This is a genomic window from Hymenobacter armeniacus, from assembly GCF_014699055.1.
In the GTDB taxonomy this organism is placed as follows: domain Bacteria; phylum Bacteroidota; class Bacteroidia; order Cytophagales; family Hymenobacteraceae; genus Hymenobacter; species Hymenobacter armeniacus.
Genome location: NZ_JACXAC010000001.1, coordinates 532,310 through 548,784, shown reverse-complemented (window position 1 = coordinate 548,784; position 16,475 = coordinate 532,310). Strand labels below are relative to the sequence as shown.

At 64.3% G+C, this 16,475-nt stretch carries 15 protein-coding genes; 10 read left to right on the top strand and 5 right to left on the bottom strand.

The window, feature by feature from the left end:
- The first annotated feature begins 105 nt into the window (after nt 1-105).
- Both IC234_RS02390 and IC234_RS02385 read left to right on the top strand, forming a co-directional pair.
- On the top strand, nt 106-894 hold the full coding sequence (locus IC234_RS02390) for a phosphatase PAP2 family protein (protein WP_190922223.1): 789 nt from the start codon (nt 106-108) through the stop codon (nt 892-894).
- 147 nt (nt 895-1,041) lie between these two features.
- On the top strand, nt 1,042-2,892 hold the full coding sequence (locus tag IC234_RS02385; protein WP_190922222.1) for a glycoside hydrolase family 2 protein: 1,851 nt from the start codon (nt 1,042-1,044) through the stop codon (nt 2,890-2,892).
- 24 nt (nt 2,893-2,916) lie between these two features.
- Here IC234_RS02385 and IC234_RS02380 read toward each other — a convergent pair whose 3' ends face one another.
- Nucleotides 2,917-3,216, bottom strand: coding sequence for a hypothetical protein (locus IC234_RS02380; protein WP_190922221.1), 300 nt, complete (start codon nt 3,214-3,216; stop codon nt 2,917-2,919).
- Nucleotides 3,217-3,416: 200 nt separating this feature from the next.
- Between IC234_RS02380 and IC234_RS02375 the strand changes: the two genes are divergently transcribed.
- Both IC234_RS02375 and IC234_RS02370 read left to right on the top strand, forming a co-directional pair.
- A complete protein-coding gene (locus IC234_RS02375) occupies nt 3,417-4,520 on the top strand; it encodes an Mrp/NBP35 family ATP-binding protein (RefSeq protein WP_190922220.1) in 1,104 nt (367 codons plus the stop codon).
- A 44-nt stretch (nt 4,521-4,564) separates the two neighbouring features.
- The gene (locus IC234_RS02370) at nt 4,565-4,780 is read left to right on the top strand and encodes a NifU family protein (RefSeq protein WP_317173327.1); all 216 of its coding nucleotides are present in this window, start codon (nt 4,565-4,567) and stop codon (nt 4,778-4,780) included.
- A gap of 71 nt (nt 4,781-4,851) precedes the next feature.
- On the opposite strand, the gene IC234_RS02365 is transcribed toward IC234_RS02370, so the two are convergent.
- Complete coding sequence (locus tag IC234_RS02365; RefSeq protein ID WP_190922218.1) at nt 4,852-5,457, bottom strand: SET domain-containing protein; 606 nt, start codon at nt 5,455-5,457, stop codon at nt 4,852-4,854.
- Between the two features lie 118 nt (nt 5,458-5,575).
- Between IC234_RS02365 and fahA the strand changes: the two genes are divergently transcribed.
- A complete protein-coding gene (fahA, locus tag IC234_RS02360; protein WP_190922217.1) occupies nt 5,576-6,862 on the top strand; it encodes a fumarylacetoacetase in 1,287 nt (428 codons plus the stop codon).
- A gap of 90 nt (nt 6,863-6,952) precedes the next feature.
- Here the strand turns inward: fahA and miaE are convergent, their stop codons facing one another.
- From miaE to lpxK, 3 genes are read right to left on the bottom strand one after another with little or no spacing between them, the layout of a single operon-like run.
- Nucleotides 6,953-7,549 carry a tRNA-(ms[2]io[6]A)-hydroxylase gene (gene miaE / locus IC234_RS02355; protein WP_190922216.1) on the bottom strand — a complete coding sequence of 199 codons (597 nt, stop codon included), beginning with the start codon at nt 7,547-7,549 and terminating at the stop codon, nt 6,953-6,955.
- Nucleotides 7,550-7,559: 10 nt separating this feature from the next.
- Nucleotides 7,560-9,668 (bottom strand): putative porin, encoded by a 2,109-nt coding sequence (locus IC234_RS02350; protein WP_190922215.1) that lies wholly within the window; start codon nt 9,666-9,668, stop codon nt 7,560-7,562.
- A gap of 1 nt (nt 9,669) precedes the next feature.
- The gene (lpxK, locus tag IC234_RS02345) at nt 9,670-10,737 is read right to left on the bottom strand and encodes a tetraacyldisaccharide 4'-kinase (RefSeq protein WP_190922214.1); all 1,068 of its coding nucleotides are present in this window, start codon (nt 10,735-10,737) and stop codon (nt 9,670-9,672) included.
- 54 nt (nt 10,738-10,791) lie between these two features.
- On the opposite strand from lpxK, the gene IC234_RS02340 reads away from it, so the two are divergent.
- From IC234_RS02340 to IC234_RS02320, 5 genes are all read left to right on the top strand, one after another.
- On the top strand, nt 10,792-11,481 hold the full coding sequence (locus IC234_RS02340; RefSeq protein WP_190922213.1) for a uracil-DNA glycosylase family protein: 690 nt from the start codon (nt 10,792-10,794) through the stop codon (nt 11,479-11,481).
- Between the two features lie 63 nt (nt 11,482-11,544).
- The gene (locus IC234_RS02335; protein ID WP_190922212.1) at nt 11,545-12,666 is read left to right on the top strand and encodes a Nif3-like dinuclear metal center hexameric protein; all 1,122 of its coding nucleotides are present in this window, start codon (nt 11,545-11,547) and stop codon (nt 12,664-12,666) included.
- Nucleotides 12,656-13,417: a zinc ribbon domain-containing protein gene (locus IC234_RS02330; RefSeq protein ID WP_190922211.1), complete on the top strand. Its 762-nt coding sequence runs from the start codon at nt 12,656-12,658 to the stop codon at nt 13,415-13,417. Before IC234_RS02335 ends, IC234_RS02330 begins: the two co-directional genes overlap by 11 nt.
- 199 nt (nt 13,418-13,616) lie before the next feature.
- The gene (locus IC234_RS02325) at nt 13,617-15,074 is read left to right on the top strand and encodes a DUF3808 domain-containing protein (protein WP_190922210.1); all 1,458 of its coding nucleotides are present in this window, start codon (nt 13,617-13,619) and stop codon (nt 15,072-15,074) included.
- Nucleotides 15,075-15,164: 90 nt separating this feature from the next.
- Nucleotides 15,165-16,430 (top strand): anthranilate synthase component I family protein, encoded by a 1,266-nt coding sequence (locus IC234_RS02320; protein WP_190922209.1) that lies wholly within the window; start codon nt 15,165-15,167, stop codon nt 16,428-16,430.
- Nucleotides 16,431-16,475: the final 45 nt, after the last annotated feature.

Genomic DNA, 16,475 nt, shown 5'->3' with positions numbered 1-16,475 from the left:
GTCAGACCGGCTGCTCAGGGGGAAAAGCCTTCCACTCACCGGTTTTTGTTTCGTTTCGGGCGCGGCCGTGTGTAGATTTAGAATCCACATCCAGGTCCTGCTTTTATGTTAATTCGGTTGCGCTTGCTTTTGCTGCTGGCCGGGTGGCCGTGCATCCAGGCCGCCGCCCAGGCTCCCACCCGCCCATTGCCCGATTCGGTAACGGCCCGGCCCGCCGGGCACCTGCGCGCGGCTCTGTTGCGCGTGGCCGTGCCGTCGGTGGCCATTGGCGTGGGCGTGCTGGCCCACAAGCCCACCTTCAACCAAACCCTGTGCAAGGCCAAGCAGGACCTGCAGGAAGAAACGCAGGAAGTTTTCAGCGGCTTCGACGCGCACGGCCTCGACGACTACACGCGCCACGCGCCCCTGGCCCTGGCCTACGGGCTGATGGCCACCGGCCACAAAGGCGTGCGCACGCCGCTGGGCTTCACGCTCATCTACCTGGTGGCGCACGAGCTGGACCAGGGCGTGGTGAATCACCTCAAGCGCATCACCGCCGAGCCCCGGCCCTACAACGCCCAGGACCTGAGCTCGTTTCCGTCGTCGCACACCTCGCAGGCCTTCCTCACGGCCACGCTGCTGCACGAGCAATACGGGCGCCAATACCCCTGGGTGAGCGTGACTGGCTACGCCGTGGCCACCGCCACCGGCACCATGCGCGTGCTCGGCAACAAGCACTGGGCCACCGACGTGCTGGCCGGCGCTGCCATCGGCTTTCTCTCGGCCGAAACGGTGTGGCACGCCTACCCGGCGCTCACCAAGCTGCTGCCGCAGCGGCTGGCCCACAAAATGCTGCTGGTGCCCACCTACGCCCCCGGCGGCGGCGCCGGGCTGGCCATGGGCGTGCAGCTCTAGCCGCAGCGCAACGGCCGACTTGCAAGCCGCCAATACCGCGGGCGGTTTGTCATTCGATGGGTCGGTGTGCATCATTCTGATGAATATGCCCGTTAGCAGGGGTATGTCAGGCACAGCTTATCTCGCTGCGCCCCTACCCTTGCCCGCATGGAGGACCTGAACCCATCCAACTATTCGCTCTCGGCCAGCCGGCCCGAAGAGGAAACCCCCGAGGAATTCACGAATCCCTTGCCCCGCGCCGTGCTGCGCATGAGCAGCCACGTGCTGCTCGACGGCCAATGGAAATTTGCCCACGATGCGGAAGACGTGGGCCTGCTCGACGACTGGGCCCTGGGCCACAACTACGAGCACCTGGCCCAGTGGCCCGGCTCGGTCGAAGCCCATTTGGCCGAGGTGCGGGGCCAGCAGGGCGGCGCCGCCTGGCACGACAAAATTGTGGTGTGGTACGAGCGCGAGTTCAACCTGCCCGAAATAGCCGAGCCCCAGGCGCGCTCCCTCATTCAGCTCACGTTTGGGGCCTGCGGCTACGAAACGCGGGTGTGGCTCAACGGCCAGCTCCTGAAAACCATCGAGGGCGAAGACGTGCACTTCGGCGAGTACACTTCTTTCAGCTACGAGCTGAACGAGGAGAACCTGCACCTCGTGAACCGCCTCACCGTGCGCATCGTGGACACGATGGACGCCGAGACGCCCCGCGGCAAGCAGGAATCGCACGTGTACAAGCGCGGCGGCATCTGGTACCAAACCTACACCGGGGCCGTGCGCAGCGTGTGGCTCGAAACCGTGGAGCGCAACCGCCTGCGCTCGCGCGTGGGCGTGGTGAGCGTGGTGGAAGACCAGCTGGTGCGCTTCAACCTGACGCTGCGCATTCACGATGCCGGCGACTACCTCATCCGCTTGCAGGTCTTCGACCCGCTCACGTCCGACCGCACGGCCCCGCTCGCCTCCTCCGACTTTCCGCTGCACTTGGAACCCGGGCAGTGGCAGCAACGCGTGGTGCTGGAAGTGCCTGGCGCCGAGCTCTGGAGCCCCGAGGCGCCCAACCGCTACCGCCTGGTGGCCTGCCTAATCGACGCCGAGGGCTACGCCGCCCAGATTGAAACGCTGTTTGGGCTGCGCAAGATTGAGGCGCGCGGCCGCTACGTGTACCTCAACAACCAGCCCACCTACCTCGACGGCATTCTCTACCAGCCCGGCCAGGCCACGCTGGAAGAAATGCAGCGCCACATGCACGCCATGAAGGCCCTAGGCTGCAACCTGGTGCGCGTGCACATTGCCGGCATCGACCCGCGCATCTACAACCTGGCCGATGAGCTGGGCCTGCTGCTGTGGGTGGAAGTGCCCAGCCCGCACAGCTCCACCCCGCGCAGCCGCGAAAACCACCGCGCCGAGCTGCTGCGCCTCGTCACGCTGAGCGAAACCCACCCCAGCATCATCATCTGGAGCCTCTACAACGAGGACTGGGGCGCCCAGGACATCGCCACCAACCCCGAAACCCGCCAGTACATCGTCGAAACCTACCACTTCATGCAGATTGCCTACCCGCAGTTTCTGGTGGTCGACAACGACGGCTGGCACCACATTTCCTACACCGGCCGTCTAAAGTCGGACCTGCTCACGGCCCACCTCTACACCCCCGACCTGGCCCGCTGGAAAGAGTTGCTCGACCGCCTGGTGGGCGGCCAAATGGACGGCACGGCCGCTTTCCCCCTGGTGGTGGGCGACCCGTTCTTCTACCGCCGCCAGGTGCCGCTGATTGTGAGCGAGTGGGGCGGCTTCGGCTTTTCGGACTACGGCGGCCCGGCCGACGCCGAATCCCGCACCAACAGCATCAAGGCCTTTAAGCAGGAGCTGCGCACCCGCCCCATTGCGGGCGACGTGTACACCCAGGCCACCAACATCGAAGACGAGCGCAACGGCCTCATCGACCCACACACCGGCGCGCTCAGCGTGCCCGAAGGCTTGCTGGCCTCGCGCCAGCTGGAGCATTTGCAATAAAGCAGCTACGGCCGCCCGGAGCCGCTAGTGGCGCCGCGCTTGGGCGGGGGGCGCCGTCAGGGTGGCCGTCACTTTCCAGGTGAGGCGGCGGGCGGTGTCGCTCACGCGCAAATCGGTGACAATGGTGCTGGGCACGGTGCTGCTCACCGACGACGGCAACACCACCAGCGAAGCAACTTCGAGGTACTGGCGCTGGGGCGGCACTTTGGCAGCGCCCGGCACCAGAAGTTCAAACACGACTACCTCCTCGGCCTCGGGCTGGCCGTCGGAAAACGCCCGGGCATCGGCAAGGAGTGAACGGTTCGCAGAGTCGAGGTTTTGCATATAGATAAGGTAAACAGTGTAAAATCTTTAGATTACTGCCAGGGGCATGCCTGTAAATATGTGGGAAAAATATCGAATAATTGCAAGCCGAAAAGGCAGATTTTTTGATAGTTAGACCTGCATTTTTGCATCTTCCGAACCGCTCCGGCGCTTCCGGGGTTATCTTTGCGGCCCGCCCTTCCGGCGCCTAGCCCACCCCCATGATGATTACCAAAGAAGCCGTTCTCAAAGCCCTGAGCTACGTGGAAGAGCCCGACCTGGGCCAGGACCTCGTGACGCTCAACATGATTGAGAACATTGAGATTGACGGCCTTACCGTCGCCTTCACCGTGGTGCTTACCACGCCCGCCTGCCCCCTCAAGCAGCTCATTCACGACGCCTGCGAGCGCGCCATTCACACCATGGTGGCCAAAGACGCCAACGTGGTGATTACGATGACCTCGCGCGTGACCACCGGCCGCCACAACCGCGGCGACCTGCTGCCCGGCGTGAAAAATATTATTGCCATCGCCTCCGGCAAGGGCGGCGTGGGCAAAAGCACCGTGACGGCCAACCTGGCCGTGGCCCTGGCCGCCACCGGCGCCAAGGTGGGCTTGGTCGACGCCGATATTTCCGGCCCCAGCATGCCGGTCATGTTTGGGGTGGAGAACGAGGCCCCGCACGTGTTTCAGGGCCCGAACGGCAAAAACCTCATCCAGCCCATCATCAAGTACGGCGTGAAGCTGATGAGCATCGGCTTCCTGGCGCCGGCCGAAAGCGCCATTGTGTGGCGCGGGCCGATGGCCTCGTCGGCGCTCAAGCAATTCATAACCGAAGTGGACTGGGGCGAGCTCGACTACCTGCTGCTCGACCTGCCGCCCGGCACCTCCGACATTCACCTCACGCTAGTGCAAACTGTGCCCGTGACGGGCGCCGTCATCGTGACCACGCCGCAGAAAGTGGCCCTGGCCGATGCCCAGAAAGGTCTGCAGATGTTCCGCCAGCCGCAAATCAACGTGCCCGTGCTGGGCGTGGTGGAAAACATGGCGTGGTTCACGCCGGCCGAGCTGCCCGAGAACAAGTACTTTATTTTTGGCGAAGGCGGCGGCCAGCGCCTCGCCGCGCAGCACGACATCCCGCTGCTGGGCCAGCTGCCGCTGGTGCAAACCATCCGCGAAAACGGCGACCAGGGCCAGCCCGCCGTGCTCGACCCCACCTCTGAAGTGGGCCAGCGCTTCGCCTACCTGGCCGAAGCCGTGGCCCGCCAAGTCAGTATCCGCAACAACGTGGCCCCCAAAACGGCCGTCGTGCAGATGAACTCCTAATGCTCGTGGAAACCACCACCGCCCCTACCTTCGACCATCCGCTGATGCCCCGCATTGAGGCCGCTCTGGATACCCTGCGCCCCTACCTGGCCACCGACGGCGGCAACGTGCGCGTGGCCAACATCACGCCCGAAGGCGTGCTCCAGCTGGAGTGGCAGGGCGCCTGCGGCGCCTGCCCCATGTCGCCAATGACCCGCGCCGGCCTGGAAGACACGGTGAAAAAAGCCGTGCCCGAAATCACCGCCGTCGAGGCCAAATAAGCCAACTGCTTACGCAGCGCGGCCGTTGTAGCCCGCGTCCTCACGCCGTGTAACACGTGCGGGGGCGCGGGCTACAACGGCCGCGTTGCTTTTTCCTGGTAATAGCAGTTCAAAATGGACGCCATCGGGCGCTGGCCATTGGCCACGGCCAGCACCTCACGCCGCTGCTCCGGCGCTAAAATCGCCAAAAGCGGCTGGGCAACCCGGTTGAATGCCGTAAAGGCCGAGAGCAACTGCGCGTCCCAGTGGGCGTGGAAACGGAGCAAGTCGTCGGGCAGGGCTTGGGTGCGCGGGCTGCCGGGCTCGGGCAGGCAGTCGAAGGGCTCGATGAGGTTGAGGTAGCCGTAATCGTCGGTGAGCTCCTCGCCGGGATGGATGTCGCGCACGGCCAGCTCGCAATTGTAGGCCGTGCTGATGCAGCTGGACCGAAAGCTGTGGTTGACGAAGCGCGAATGGTCGCCGCACAGCACGTAGTCGCCGTGGTGGTCGCGGTAGCAGTATTTTTCCAGAAAGGTTTGCTGCAACGGGTGCATCAGGGCCAGGGCCGCGGGTGAAATAATCTGGTCAAGCGAATCGAACACCCAGGTGATGGTGCCCTTGGGAATCAGCGCGGTGGCCACCACGCCAAAGCCAACTTCGGGACTGATGAAACGCAGCTCGGTGTCGGGGTGAATCATGCAGGAAGCAGCGGGAAAAGGAGGAGACGCAATGTTTGCAAAAAACGGCAGCCAATCAAGCTGAACAGCCCGGAAGCACGGCCTTGCCCTACTTTTGCGCCGTACCCTTTCTCCCGTCATGGCCACTTCGCCCAACTCGCCTGCCCTCCGCTCTTGGATTGACATTGCCCCCGGCTCCGATTTTCCCATCCAAAACCTGCCATTTGGCGTGTTTGAAACCGAGGAGCGGGGCACGCGCCTGGCCGTGGCCATCGGGCGCTACGTGCTCGATTTGTACGCGGCCAGCCAGTACGGCTTTTTTGAGGACCTGACCGAATTGGGCGACGCCCAGCCCAAGGTGTTTCGCCGCCGCTCGCTCAACGGGTTTCTGAAGCTGGGCCGGCCGGCGTGGCGGGCCGTGCGCCAGCGCGTGAGCGAGCTGCTGCGCCACGACGAGCCCCGCCTGCGCGACCACGAAGAGGCCGTGCGCGCCTGCCTGCTGCGCCAGTCCGAAGTACGCATGCTGCGCCCCGTGAAGCCCAACAACTACACCGATTTCTACAGCAGCATCGAGCACGCCACCAACGTGGGCACCATGTTTCGGGACCCGGCCAACGCCCTGCTGCCCAACTGGCGCCACCTGCCCATCGGCTACCACGGCCGCACCAGCAGCATCGTGGTGTCGGGCACTAATATCCGCCGGCCCAACGGCCAGCGCAAAGCCCCCGACGAAGCCGCGCCCACCTTCGGCCCCAGCCGCCAGCTCGACTTTGAGCTCGAAATGGCCTTCGTGGTGGGCACCGGCACCGAGCTGGGCAGCACCGTGCCGCTGGCCGAAGCCGAAGAGCACATTTTCGGCCTGTGCCTGTTCAACGACTGGAGCGCCCGCGACCTGCAAAGCTGGGAATACGTGCCGCTGGGCCCCTTTCTAGGCAAAAACTTTGGTAGCAGCGTGGCGCCCTGGGTGGTGACGCTGGATGCGCTGGAGCCCTTCCGCACGCCCGGCCCGGTGCAGGAGCCCACGCCCCTGCCCTACCTGCAGCAAAGCGGCGCGCACAACTTCGACGTGCACCTCGAAGTGGCCCTCACGCCCGCCGGCGGCCCCGAAACCACCATCAGCCGCACCAATTTTGGCCTCATGTACTGGAGCATGGCCCAGCAGCTCACCCACCACGCTTCCAACGGCTGCAACCTCGAAGCCGGCGACCTCTACGCTTCCGGCACCATCTCGGGCCCCACGCCCGACTCGCTGGGCTCGATGCTGGAGCTGGCCTGGCGCGGCACCCGCCCCGTGCCCCTGGCCGATGGCTCGGAGCGCAAATTCCTGCTCGATGGCGACACGGTGACCATGCGCGGCTTTGCCGAGAAAGACGGCGTGCGCATTGGATTCGGCGAGGTGCGCGGGACGGTGCTGCCGGCGGTATAGCGCAAGGTTTCGCGAAGTGAAAAGAGGTTTCGCAAAGTTGACGTGCTGCCAACCTTGCGAAACCTCTTTTCACTTCGCGAAACCTCGCGCTTAGTGCATCCGGTCGTCGCGCACGGGCAGATTGGTGATGATTTCGCCTTCGATTTTCAGCAGCTCCTGCAGGCGCTCGTCCACCACTTGGGGGTCGCAGTATTCCTTGGCCAAGTCCACGTAGCTCACAAAGTGTGCGGCTTCGGACACCATCAGCTCGTAGTAGAATTTGCTCAGTTCCTGGTCGGCGATGTTTTGCCAGAGCAGCTTGAACCGCTCGCAGCTGCGCGCTTCGATGAGGGCCGACACCAGGAGCTGGTCCATGAGCTGACGCTCGCGGGCGCCGCCTTTGCGCACGTGGGCCAGCAGCTGCACCACGTATTCGTCTTTGCGGGGGCGGCCCAGGGCATAGCCGCGCTTGCGCAGCTCCAGCAGCACCCGCTCGAAGTGGCTCCACTCCTCGGCCACGAGGTCGGTCAGCTCGTCCACTAGCCGCGTTTTCTCGGGGTAGTGGATAATCATGCTGATGCCGGTGCTGGCGGCTTTTTGCTCGCACCAGGCGTGGTCGACCAGGATGTCCTCGATGTTTTTCTCGGCGATGTCGACCCAGCGCGGGTCGGTGTTCAGCTTCAATTTCAGGATGGTTTTCTCTTTCATTTCCTGATTCCTAGTTAAAGAAATTCCATTTCACGCCGAACTGAAAGCGGCGCGGGTACCCGGTGTAGTACGGGGTGGTGAAATAGCCGTCGCCCAGCAGGCCCTGGTTGATGTAGGCCATTTTGAGGAACACCGACACGGCTCTGATGTCGGCCGTCAGAAACACGTTGGCCACGGCGTAGTTGCGGATGGTGAAAGTGTTTTGCTGATGAAACTGCTGCGTGCTGGGGCTGTAGTCGAAGGCCCGGTAGCGCGACTGATAGTACACTTCGGCGCCAATCTGGGTAAACATCGCCCGGCGAAAAATGTAGCTCTCGTAGTACACCCGCGAGTTGCTCACCAGGGCCGGAATGCGCAGGCCGTTCACGTCGCCGCCGCGGGTGTAAGTGGCTTGGTTGTCGAAGGCCACCCGGCCCAGGTGCACCTGGTGCCGCGCCGACAGCACCTGCAGGTTTCGGGCCGTGGTTTCCTGGGTGGGCATGGCGGTGGTGTCGTAGTACACCAGATTGCCGATGTTGACCAGGCTGGCGCTGGCTTCGAAGTGCTGCTTGTTGAGCAGGCCGAGGTCGGGCAGTTTCAGCCGCAGGCGGCCGGTGAGCTGGGTGGTGTTGGTGTTGCTGAATTCGGTGGCCGAGCCGGGCAGGTGGTGCCACTCATAGTTGTTGCCCACTAGCTCCTGCTGCGTGAGCGTGGGCGCGTACGACGTGCTCAGGGCTTCGGCCGACAGCGGCCCGGTGCGCACCGAAGCCCGGGCCCAATATTCGGGCCCATTCTGGGCAGGCCCGAAGGACACGGGGTGCAGCTCGCCCGCCGCCTCCACGGCGTAGACGGTGCGGTAGTTGAAAGCCGCCGTGCCGCCAAAAAACACTTCGTTGAACGTGCGGCGCGGCGCGGCCTGCTCCAGGCGCAGCCCGGTGTTAATTGCCCCGCCGAAGTCCTGGTTGTTGACCAGCGCCTGCGACACCAGGCTGGCGGTGCGGTAGCGGCCGTAGAGGCGGTACTCCACCGCCTTGGTGCGGCCCAGCACCCCGGCCGTGTTTTCCACCTGCGCAAACTCCACGCGGTCGAGAATGGCCGCCGTGTTGCGCAGCACCCGCGGGTAGTACAGCACGCGGGGGTAGAAGTTTTCGGCAGAGTTAAGCCGCTGGAGGGCCAAATCGGAATAGCTGTTGTACTGGCGCTTGGCGTCGAAGGTGTGGTACACGGTGAGGCCGCGGCCCAGCAGCCGGTAGGTGTGGGTGAAATAGAGTTCGTCGCGGTCCTCGTTGTTGGCGGCCTGGGTGAGGTACACGCGCTGCTGGTTGTACTTGAACAGGTCGGCGGGCGTTTCTTCGCTGCCCGGGCCGGGAATGCTGTCGTTGATGCCCGCTCCCTCCGGACGTATGCGCGTTTTTAGCGGCCAGATGCCGCCCTGCTCAGCGGCGCGGTGGCGGGCGTTCGTGAAATTGAACAACAGGTGATAACGCTCGTCTTCGGTTTGGTAACGGCCAAAAAACAGCAGGTTGGAATGTTCCACCAAGCCGGCCCGCGAGCTGATAGTGGCGAGAATCTTGTTTGAGGCAATGCGTTCGTAGGCGATGCCCACGCTGAAGTTTTTCTTCAGGCTGCGGCTGTAGCTGAACTCAAACACCTGCTCGCCGGCGCCCGACTGGATGTAGCGGAAAAACGAATACGGCGAGCGGGAGTCGTAGTACGGCACCTTGCTGGCGTCGCGGGCGTATTTGTCGAACACGTTGCGGCCCAGGCGGGCCCCCAGCTGCAGGTTGGGCTGGTAGAGCAGCGGCCGCGTGGCGGTGCCCACGGCGCCCAGGTCCTGCTGAAACGTGGTGTCGTGGGTCCAGAACCGCTCCTGCGGAAAGTGCGTGAGCGTGGTGTCGAGCAGCGTGCCGGCGGTAGAGTCGCGCAGCACCTCGGCTTCGTAAATGACGCGCGTGGTTTTGGGCCCGTACACCACCTTGGTGCTGTCGTCGAGCACCTGGGCGCGGACGGCGGGCGCGGCCAGCCACGCCAGCAGCACCAGCAGCGCGCCCATCGGCCGCGGCCACTTCATCAAAAATCCTCGTTGCGGGGCCTTCAAACAGGTATCGGATGCGCCGGAGCCCGGCAGGGTTAAAATCATTTCAGCAGGACGAAGCGCTTCGGCCGGGCAGCAGCGGCCGCAACACGTCGGCGCCATTGCCCAAAAACGCCACCTGCACCGGAATGGTATAGGTGTGAAGGGCCAGCGCCGGCCGGCCGGCCCACAATTCGGGGCGCTGCAGGCGCGTCGCGTCCTTTTCGGTGGTAAAAATAGGCCAGCCCGGCTGCCAATGCGCTTGCAGCGCATCGAGGTCGGCCAGCAGGAAAGCGTGGTGGTCCGGCAAGTTCGCGTGATGAGCGACATTATAGCCTTGACTCTCAAGATACTCCCGCAGCGGTTGCGGCTGCGCAATGCCCGTGAGCAGCAGCGCCGGGCCCGCGGCCGGAGGCGCCAGCTTCGCCGCTTGGCCCAACGGCCGGGGTGCGCCATACGCGTACGCCGAAAACAGCACCGGCACCGCCGGCCGCGCATACGGCCGGATGCGCTGCGCCACCGCGGCCTGTGCGGCTTCGCTCAAATCGGGCGGGCATTTCGTGACGATGACCACATCGGCCCGCGCGGCACCGCGACGGCTTTCGCGCAGGCGGCCGGCGGGCAGCACATGGTCTTCGTAAAAAGGGCGGGCGTATTCGGTAAGCAGCACGTTCAGGGCCGGGCGCACGGCGCGGTGCTGGTAGGCGTCGTCGAGCACGATGACCGTGGTTTCGGGGTGCGCTTCCAGCAACAGCGCCACGCCCAGGCCGCGCTTTTCGGCCACGGCCACGGGCACTGCCTGCGCCGCAAACTGCGTGTAGTACTGCCAGGGCTCGTCGCCAACGGTAAGGGCCGAATCGGCTGCCCCGGCCAGGTGGGGGCCGGTGGTTTGGCGGCCGTAGCCCCGGCTGAGGATGGCCGGGCGGTGGCCCTGGCGCAACAGCTCTTCGACCAGCCAGATGACGTGGGGCGTTTTGCCGGTGCCGCCCACCCGCAGGTTGCCCACGCCCAGCAGCGGCACCGCAAAAGCCACCGATTTCTTCCAGCCCGCGTCGTACAGCCAGTTGCGCACGGCCATGACGCCGGCATAAAGCCAGGAAAACGGCAACAGCAACAACAGCAGCAAACGGGCCATACGCCCTCAAAAGTACGGCGGGTTTGGCCGGCACCCGGCGCGTACTTTTGGGCCATGACCACGCTGGCCGACCGTTTGCTGCACTTTCTCACCACGTTTCCGCTGCCCCAGGCCTTGCCCGCGGGGGTAGAAGCCCAGAGTCCGTTTCGGGAAGCGCCGGTGCAAGAACTGCTCAGCCGGTTTGCCCAGAAATTTTACGCCGACAACCACCCCCGCGTGGCCCTGCTGGGCATCAACCCCGGCCGCCTGGGCATGGGCCGCACCGGCGTGGCCTTCACCGACCCCACCGCCTTAGCCGAGCACTGCGGCATCCTTAACGACCTGCCGCGCGGCCGGCCCGAGACCTCCACGCAGTTCGTCTACAAAGTCGTTGAGGCCATGGGCGGGCCGGCGGAGTTCTACCAGCATTTCTACGTGAGCTCCCTCTACCCGCTGGTGCTGCTGAAAAACGGACTGAACTACAATTACTACGACGCTCCGGCGCTCGTCAAAGCCCTGTGGCCGGACATCCGGCTTTCCCTGCGCCAGCAAGTGGAGGAACTGGGCCTGCGCCGCGACGTGGCCGTGAGCCTGGGCAAGCGCAACGGCGAATTCTTTAAGCGCCTGAACGCGGAGCTGGACCTGTTCAAAGAAGTCATCGTGCTCGACCACCCGCGCTACCTCATGCAGTATAAAAGCCGCGACGAAGCCGCCAACGTGGCGAATTACGTGGCCACGCTGGGCAATTTGATTAACGAAGAATAAGGGCGCGCCTCAGCTGCGCTCGCCACGCCCCTCGTCATTCTCCCTCTTTACTCTTTTCGAAAAATGCCCACCGTTCAAGACCTGGCCCGCCTGCTCGAAGCCGCCGCCCCCCTCGCCTATCAGGAAAGCTACGACAACGCCGGCCTGCAATGCGGCAACCCGCAGGCCGAAATCACCGGCGTGCTCATCGCCCTCGATTGCACGCCCGCCGTGGTGGCCGAGGCCGTGCGGCGGGGCTGCAACGTGGTGGTGGCCCACCATCCGGTCATTTTCCGGCCCCTCAAGCGGCTCACCGGGACCAATGAGGTGGAGCAAACCATCATTGCCGCGCTGAAAAACGACGTGGCCATCTACGCCGCCCACACCAACCTCGACAACGTGCGCGGCGGCGTCAACGACAAGCTGGCCGAAAAGCTGGGCCTGCTAAAAACCCGTGTTTTGGCCCCGCAGAGCGGTATCTTGGCTCGTCTCATCACCTACGTGCCCAACCGGCCCGACGACCAGCAGGCCGACGTGGCCGGCCGCGTGCTGGCCGCGCTGTACGCCGCCGGCGCGGGCCAAGTCGGCCGTTATGCAGCTTGTAGCTTCCAGACGGAAGGCACCGGCACGTTCACGCCCGGCGCGGGCACCCAGCCCGCCATCGGGGCCGCAAATCAGCCCGAAACCGTGGCCGAAAAGCGCCTGGAAGTGCTGCTGCCGCTGCACCGGCAGGCGGCGGTGCTGCGCGCTTTGCGCGCCACGCACCCCTACGAGGAAGTGGCCTACGAGCTCATTAAGCTGGAAAACGTGCACCAGGACGTGGGCGCCGGCCTGGTGGGTGAGCTGGCTGAACCGCTGGCCCCGGCCGCATTCCGGCAATTGCTGAAGCGGCAGCTGCTGGTGCCGGTGGTGCGCCACACGGCGTTCGAGAAACCGATTAAAACCGTGGCGCTATGCGGCGGGGCGGGCGCGTTTCTCATCGGCGCGGCGCGGGCGGCGGGGGCCGATGCCTACGTGACCGGCGACGTGAAATACCACGAGTTTTTCGGGGCAGAGGGCCGGCTCATGCTCTGCGACGTGGGCCATTTCGAGAGCGAACAGTTCACCGGCGAGGTGTTTCGGGATTTGCTAACGGCCGGATTTGGACGTACTTTTGCGGTCTTAATCGCTGAAACCCCTACGAACCCCGTTCAATATGACTGCTAAAAGTGCCGCCGTGGCTCCCGCCGACGTTCCCGTAGCCGCCAAGCTCGAAGCCCTGCTCACCCTGCAGCACCTCGACTCGCAGCTCGACGAAATCCGGCGCGTGCGGGGCGATTTGCCCGAAGAAGTGCGGGATTTGGAAGACGAAATTGCGGGCTACGAAGTGCGCGTGAAGAAATTCGACGAAGAAATTCAGGGTCTGAACGACTTCATCAAGAGCCGCAAGCAAGCCAGCAAAGACGCCGAAAGCCTCATCAAGAAGTACGACGAGCAGCAGCAGAACGTGCGCAACAACCGCGAGTTCGAAGCCATTGCCAAGGAAATTGAGCTGCAGCGCCTGGAAATCCAGATTGCCGACAAGAAAATCAAAGAGGCGCAGTACCAGATTGACGTGAAGAATGCCGAAATCAGCGGCACCAAGTCGAAGCTGGACGAGCGCCGCAAGGACCTCGACAACAAGAAATCGGAGCTCGACACCATCGTGGGCGAGAACGAAGAAGAGGAGCGCACCATCATGGCCCAGCGCGAAGAGGCCACCAAGCCGGTGGAAGACCGCCTGCTGACGGCCTACACCCGCATCCGCGGCAACGTGCGCAACGGCTTGGCCGTGGTGCTGGTGCGCCGCGACGCCTGCGGCGGCTGCTTCAACACGGTGCCGCCCCAGCGCCAGGCCGACATCATCTCGCACAAGAAAATCATCGTGTGCGAGCACTGCGGCCGCATTCTGGCCGACGTGGAAGCCCGCGCGGTCTAAGCTCGACTGGTGAGCAACTCACGAATCTGACTTGCTGATTGAAATCGTAAAAAGGAACGGCCGCGCGTCGTTCCTTTTTTTGTTACACTTCTCCATGGCATCGTTGGCCGGCTTTTTACTACGCGTCGCACCACTCAGGTGCCGGGCACTTGTGCGGCCGCTTGGCTGGGCAGCCGGATGGCTGCTTGTGTCGGGATTTATGGCGCCGCAGCCGAGCCAACTGGCCGAGCAGCCCAGCGCCACCGCGGCGGGTGAGCTCACGCCCGCCAGCCGCCGGGCATATGCCGAGGTGCTGAAACTGCGCCTGGGGCCCGCCCGCGAACTGCTGCGGTCCGAGCTGGCCAGTGCCCCCAAGGCGGCCTCGCCCCTGCTGGTGGCCAACTGCATCGATTTTGCCGAGCTTATTCTAAGCCAAGACCCCAGCCGCTTCGATGCATCGGAAGAGGCGCAGGAAGCCCGTTTGGAGGTGCTTGATAAACAGCCAGCCAACGCCCTGCGCGACTACGCCCGGGCCGAAATCACGCTGCACCTGGGGCTGAGCCAGCTGCTGTTCAAGCACGTGGTGATGGGTGGCTACCACCTGCGCAGCGGCTACCGCCAAATGCAGGACGTGGTGAAGCACTACCCGGGCTTCATGCCGGCGCGCAAGACGCTGGGCATTTCGCAGTTTGCCGTGGGCTCCCTGCCCGAGGGCTACCACTGGCTGCTGAGTTTGCTGGGCCTGACGGCCGACTCGAACGAAGGGCTCCGCAACCTGGCGCTGGCCGCCACCCAGCCCAACGACTTTCAGACGGAAAGCCAGATTTACCTGAGCTTGATTCGGGAAGGCTACTACAAAAAGCCCGAGGAAGCCTTGCGCCTGGCCGAGCGCCTGCACGCCCAGCAGCCCGACAACCTGCTGTTTTCCTACCTGCTCATCAGCATCAATAAGCGCCAGCACCACGGCGAGGCGGCGCTGGCCGCCTACCGCACCCGGCCCGCCGGCCCGGGCTACCAGCCGGTGCCCTACCTGCGCCACATGGCCGCCGACCTGCTGCTGTACCAGGGCGACTACGCGGCTTCGGAACGCGAGAACCTGACGTTTTTGCGTGAATACAAGGGCGTGCATTACCGCAAGGATGCGGCCTTCAAGCTCTACCTGGCGGCGTGGCTGGGCGGTGCGCCGCCGCCGGCGGTGGCCCGCTACCGCGCCCAAATCAACGAGCCCGGCCCCACCGACGTGGAGGAAGACAACTACGCCCAGCACTACTACCACGAAGCGCAGGCCTTGAATCCCATCCTCACCCGCGCCCGCCTGCAAACCGACGGCGGATACAACCAGCAGGCCCTGGCCACGCTGCGCTCCTTCCGCGTGACGCCCACCACGCTCTGGCGCGACCGCATTGAGGAGCCCTACCGTCGGGCCCGCGCCTTTCAGGGCCTGGGCCGGCTCGATTCGGCCTGGTTTTACTTTGAGCGCACCCAAACGGTGGCCGGCCCGAAGGCGCCGTATTATTTTGCGCCCCAGGCCGCGCTCCAACAAGGCTACATGGCCAAAGACGCGGGCAAAAAAGCCCAGGCCCGCTTTTATTTTGAGAAGGCCCTGCGCTACCCCTGGCACGAATACAAAAACAGCACCGACGCCAAAGCCACGCTGGCGCTGCGCGAGCTGAAATAACCCCGGCCGCTGGGGGCTTGTTGGCCTGATGCTGTCCCCTCTGGCTTCTACTTGAACCGCTTTCCCGTGTCTGTTTCCGCGGCTGCTCCTGTGCTTGTTTCTTTGGCCGATTTGCCCGCCGATTTTCGGCGGCGGGTCGTGCAGTGGGCCGCGCAGTTTCCGCATTGCGCCTACTTTGAACCCAACGATGCGGCTTATCCGGAAGGGCCTTTCCGCCGCATCCTGGCCGTGGCGTCGGCGAAGGCGCAGGCAGTAGAGTCGTTGGCGGCGCTCGAAGCAGACGCCTCCCCGGCCGTATTTCGGTGCGGGTTCCTTACCTACGACGTCAAGAACGATATCGAAGCCCTTTCCAGCCACAACGCCGACGGCATGGGCTGGCCGCGGCTGCATTTTTTCGCGCCGGAAACCTGGCTGTGCTGGCGGGAAGACGCGGTGGAAATCCACGGGACGACGAACGGGATTATCGACCAGATTCTGGCCCAACCCATGCCGCCTGTTCAGCGGCCCCAAGTGCCGGTGCTGCGGCCCCGCCTGCCCAAAGCCGATTACCTGCGCGCTGTGGAAGCCGTGCGCACCGACATCCTCAACGGCGAGGTGTATGAGTTGAATCTGTGCCAGGAGTTTTATGCCGAAAACGTTCGCCTGAACCCCGTCGACGTGTTTTGGCGGCTCATGGAAGCGTCGCCGGCACCGTTTTCCGGGTTTGTGCGCTGGCACGACCGGTTTCTGCTCTGCGCCTCGCCCGAGCGGTTTGTGGCCCGGCGGGGCTCGCGCCTCCTTTCCCAGCCCATCAAAGGCACCATCCGCCGCGGCGCCACCCCGGCCGAAGACGAACAGCAGCGCCTGACCTTGCTGCACGACGAGAAAGAGCGCGCCGAAAACCTGATGATAGTGGACCTGGTGCGCAACGACCTCGCCCGCGTGGCCCAAACCGGCACCGTGCGCGTGCCCGAGCTTTTCGGCCTCTACCCTTTCCGTCACCTTTGGCAAATGATTTCGACCGTGGAAGCCACCGCCAGGCCCGACGCCACGCTGGTCGACGTGCTGCGCGCCGCCTTCCCCATGGGCTCAATGACGGGCGCGCCCAAAATCCGGGCCATGCAGCTCATCGAGCACTACGAAAACGTCCGGCGCAGCCTCTACAGCGGAAGCATCGGCTACGTGTGGCCTAGCGGCGACTGTGACTTCAACGTCGTCATTCGCTCGCTGCAATACCGGCAGGACACGGGCTACCTCAGCTTCCAGGTCGGCTCCGCCATTACCTACGATTCGGACCCAGAGCGGGAGTACGAAGAGTGCCTGTTGAAGGCAAAGGCCCTGCTGGAGGTACTGGGCGCAACTATCGGTGAGCAATAAGCAGTGAACGGTTAGCAGTGAACAATTTGTAACGACTTCTGCTAA

Excerpts from the sequence above, each read along its gene's own strand:
- IC234_RS02370 (WP_317173327.1), top strand. The coding sequence starts at position 4,565 with ATGCCCCGCATTGAGGCCGCTCTGGATACCCTGCGCCCCTACCTGGCC.
- IC234_RS02375 (WP_190922220.1), top strand. The coding sequence starts at position 3,417 with ATGATGATTACCAAAGAAGCCGTTCTCAAAGCCCTGAGCTACGTGGAA.
- IC234_RS02385 (WP_190922222.1), top strand. The coding sequence starts at position 1,042 with ATGGAGGACCTGAACCCATCCAACTATTCGCTCTCGGCCAGCCGGCCC.
- IC234_RS02390 (WP_190922223.1), top strand. The coding sequence starts at position 106 with ATGTTAATTCGGTTGCGCTTGCTTTTGCTGCTGGCCGGGTGGCCGTGC.
- IC234_RS02335 (WP_190922212.1), top strand. The coding sequence starts at position 11,545 with ATGCCCACCGTTCAAGACCTGGCCCGCCTGCTCGAAGCCGCCGCCCCC.
- IC234_RS02330 (WP_190922211.1), top strand. The coding sequence starts at position 12,656 with ATGACTGCTAAAAGTGCCGCCGTGGCTCCCGCCGACGTTCCCGTAGCC.
- IC234_RS02380 (WP_190922221.1), bottom strand. The coding sequence starts at position 3,216 with ATGCAAAACCTCGACTCTGCGAACCGTTCACTCCTTGCCGATGCCCGG.
- IC234_RS02340 (WP_190922213.1), top strand. The coding sequence starts at position 10,792 with ATGACCACGCTGGCCGACCGTTTGCTGCACTTTCTCACCACGTTTCCG.
- miaE (WP_190922216.1), bottom strand. The coding sequence starts at position 7,549 with ATGAAAGAGAAAACCATCCTGAAATTGAAGCTGAACACCGACCCGCGC.
- IC234_RS02325 (WP_190922210.1), top strand. The coding sequence starts at position 13,617 with ATGGCGCCGCAGCCGAGCCAACTGGCCGAGCAGCCCAGCGCCACCGCG.
- IC234_RS02350 (WP_190922215.1), bottom strand. The coding sequence starts at position 9,668 with ATGATTTTAACCCTGCCGGGCTCCGGCGCATCCGATACCTGTTTGAAG.
- IC234_RS02365 (WP_190922218.1), bottom strand. The coding sequence starts at position 5,457 with ATGATTCACCCCGACACCGAGCTGCGTTTCATCAGTCCCGAAGTTGGC.
- fahA (WP_190922217.1), top strand. The coding sequence starts at position 5,576 with ATGGCCACTTCGCCCAACTCGCCTGCCCTCCGCTCTTGGATTGACATT.
- lpxK (WP_190922214.1), bottom strand. The coding sequence starts at position 10,737 with ATGGCCCGTTTGCTGCTGTTGTTGCTGTTGCCGTTTTCCTGGCTTTAT.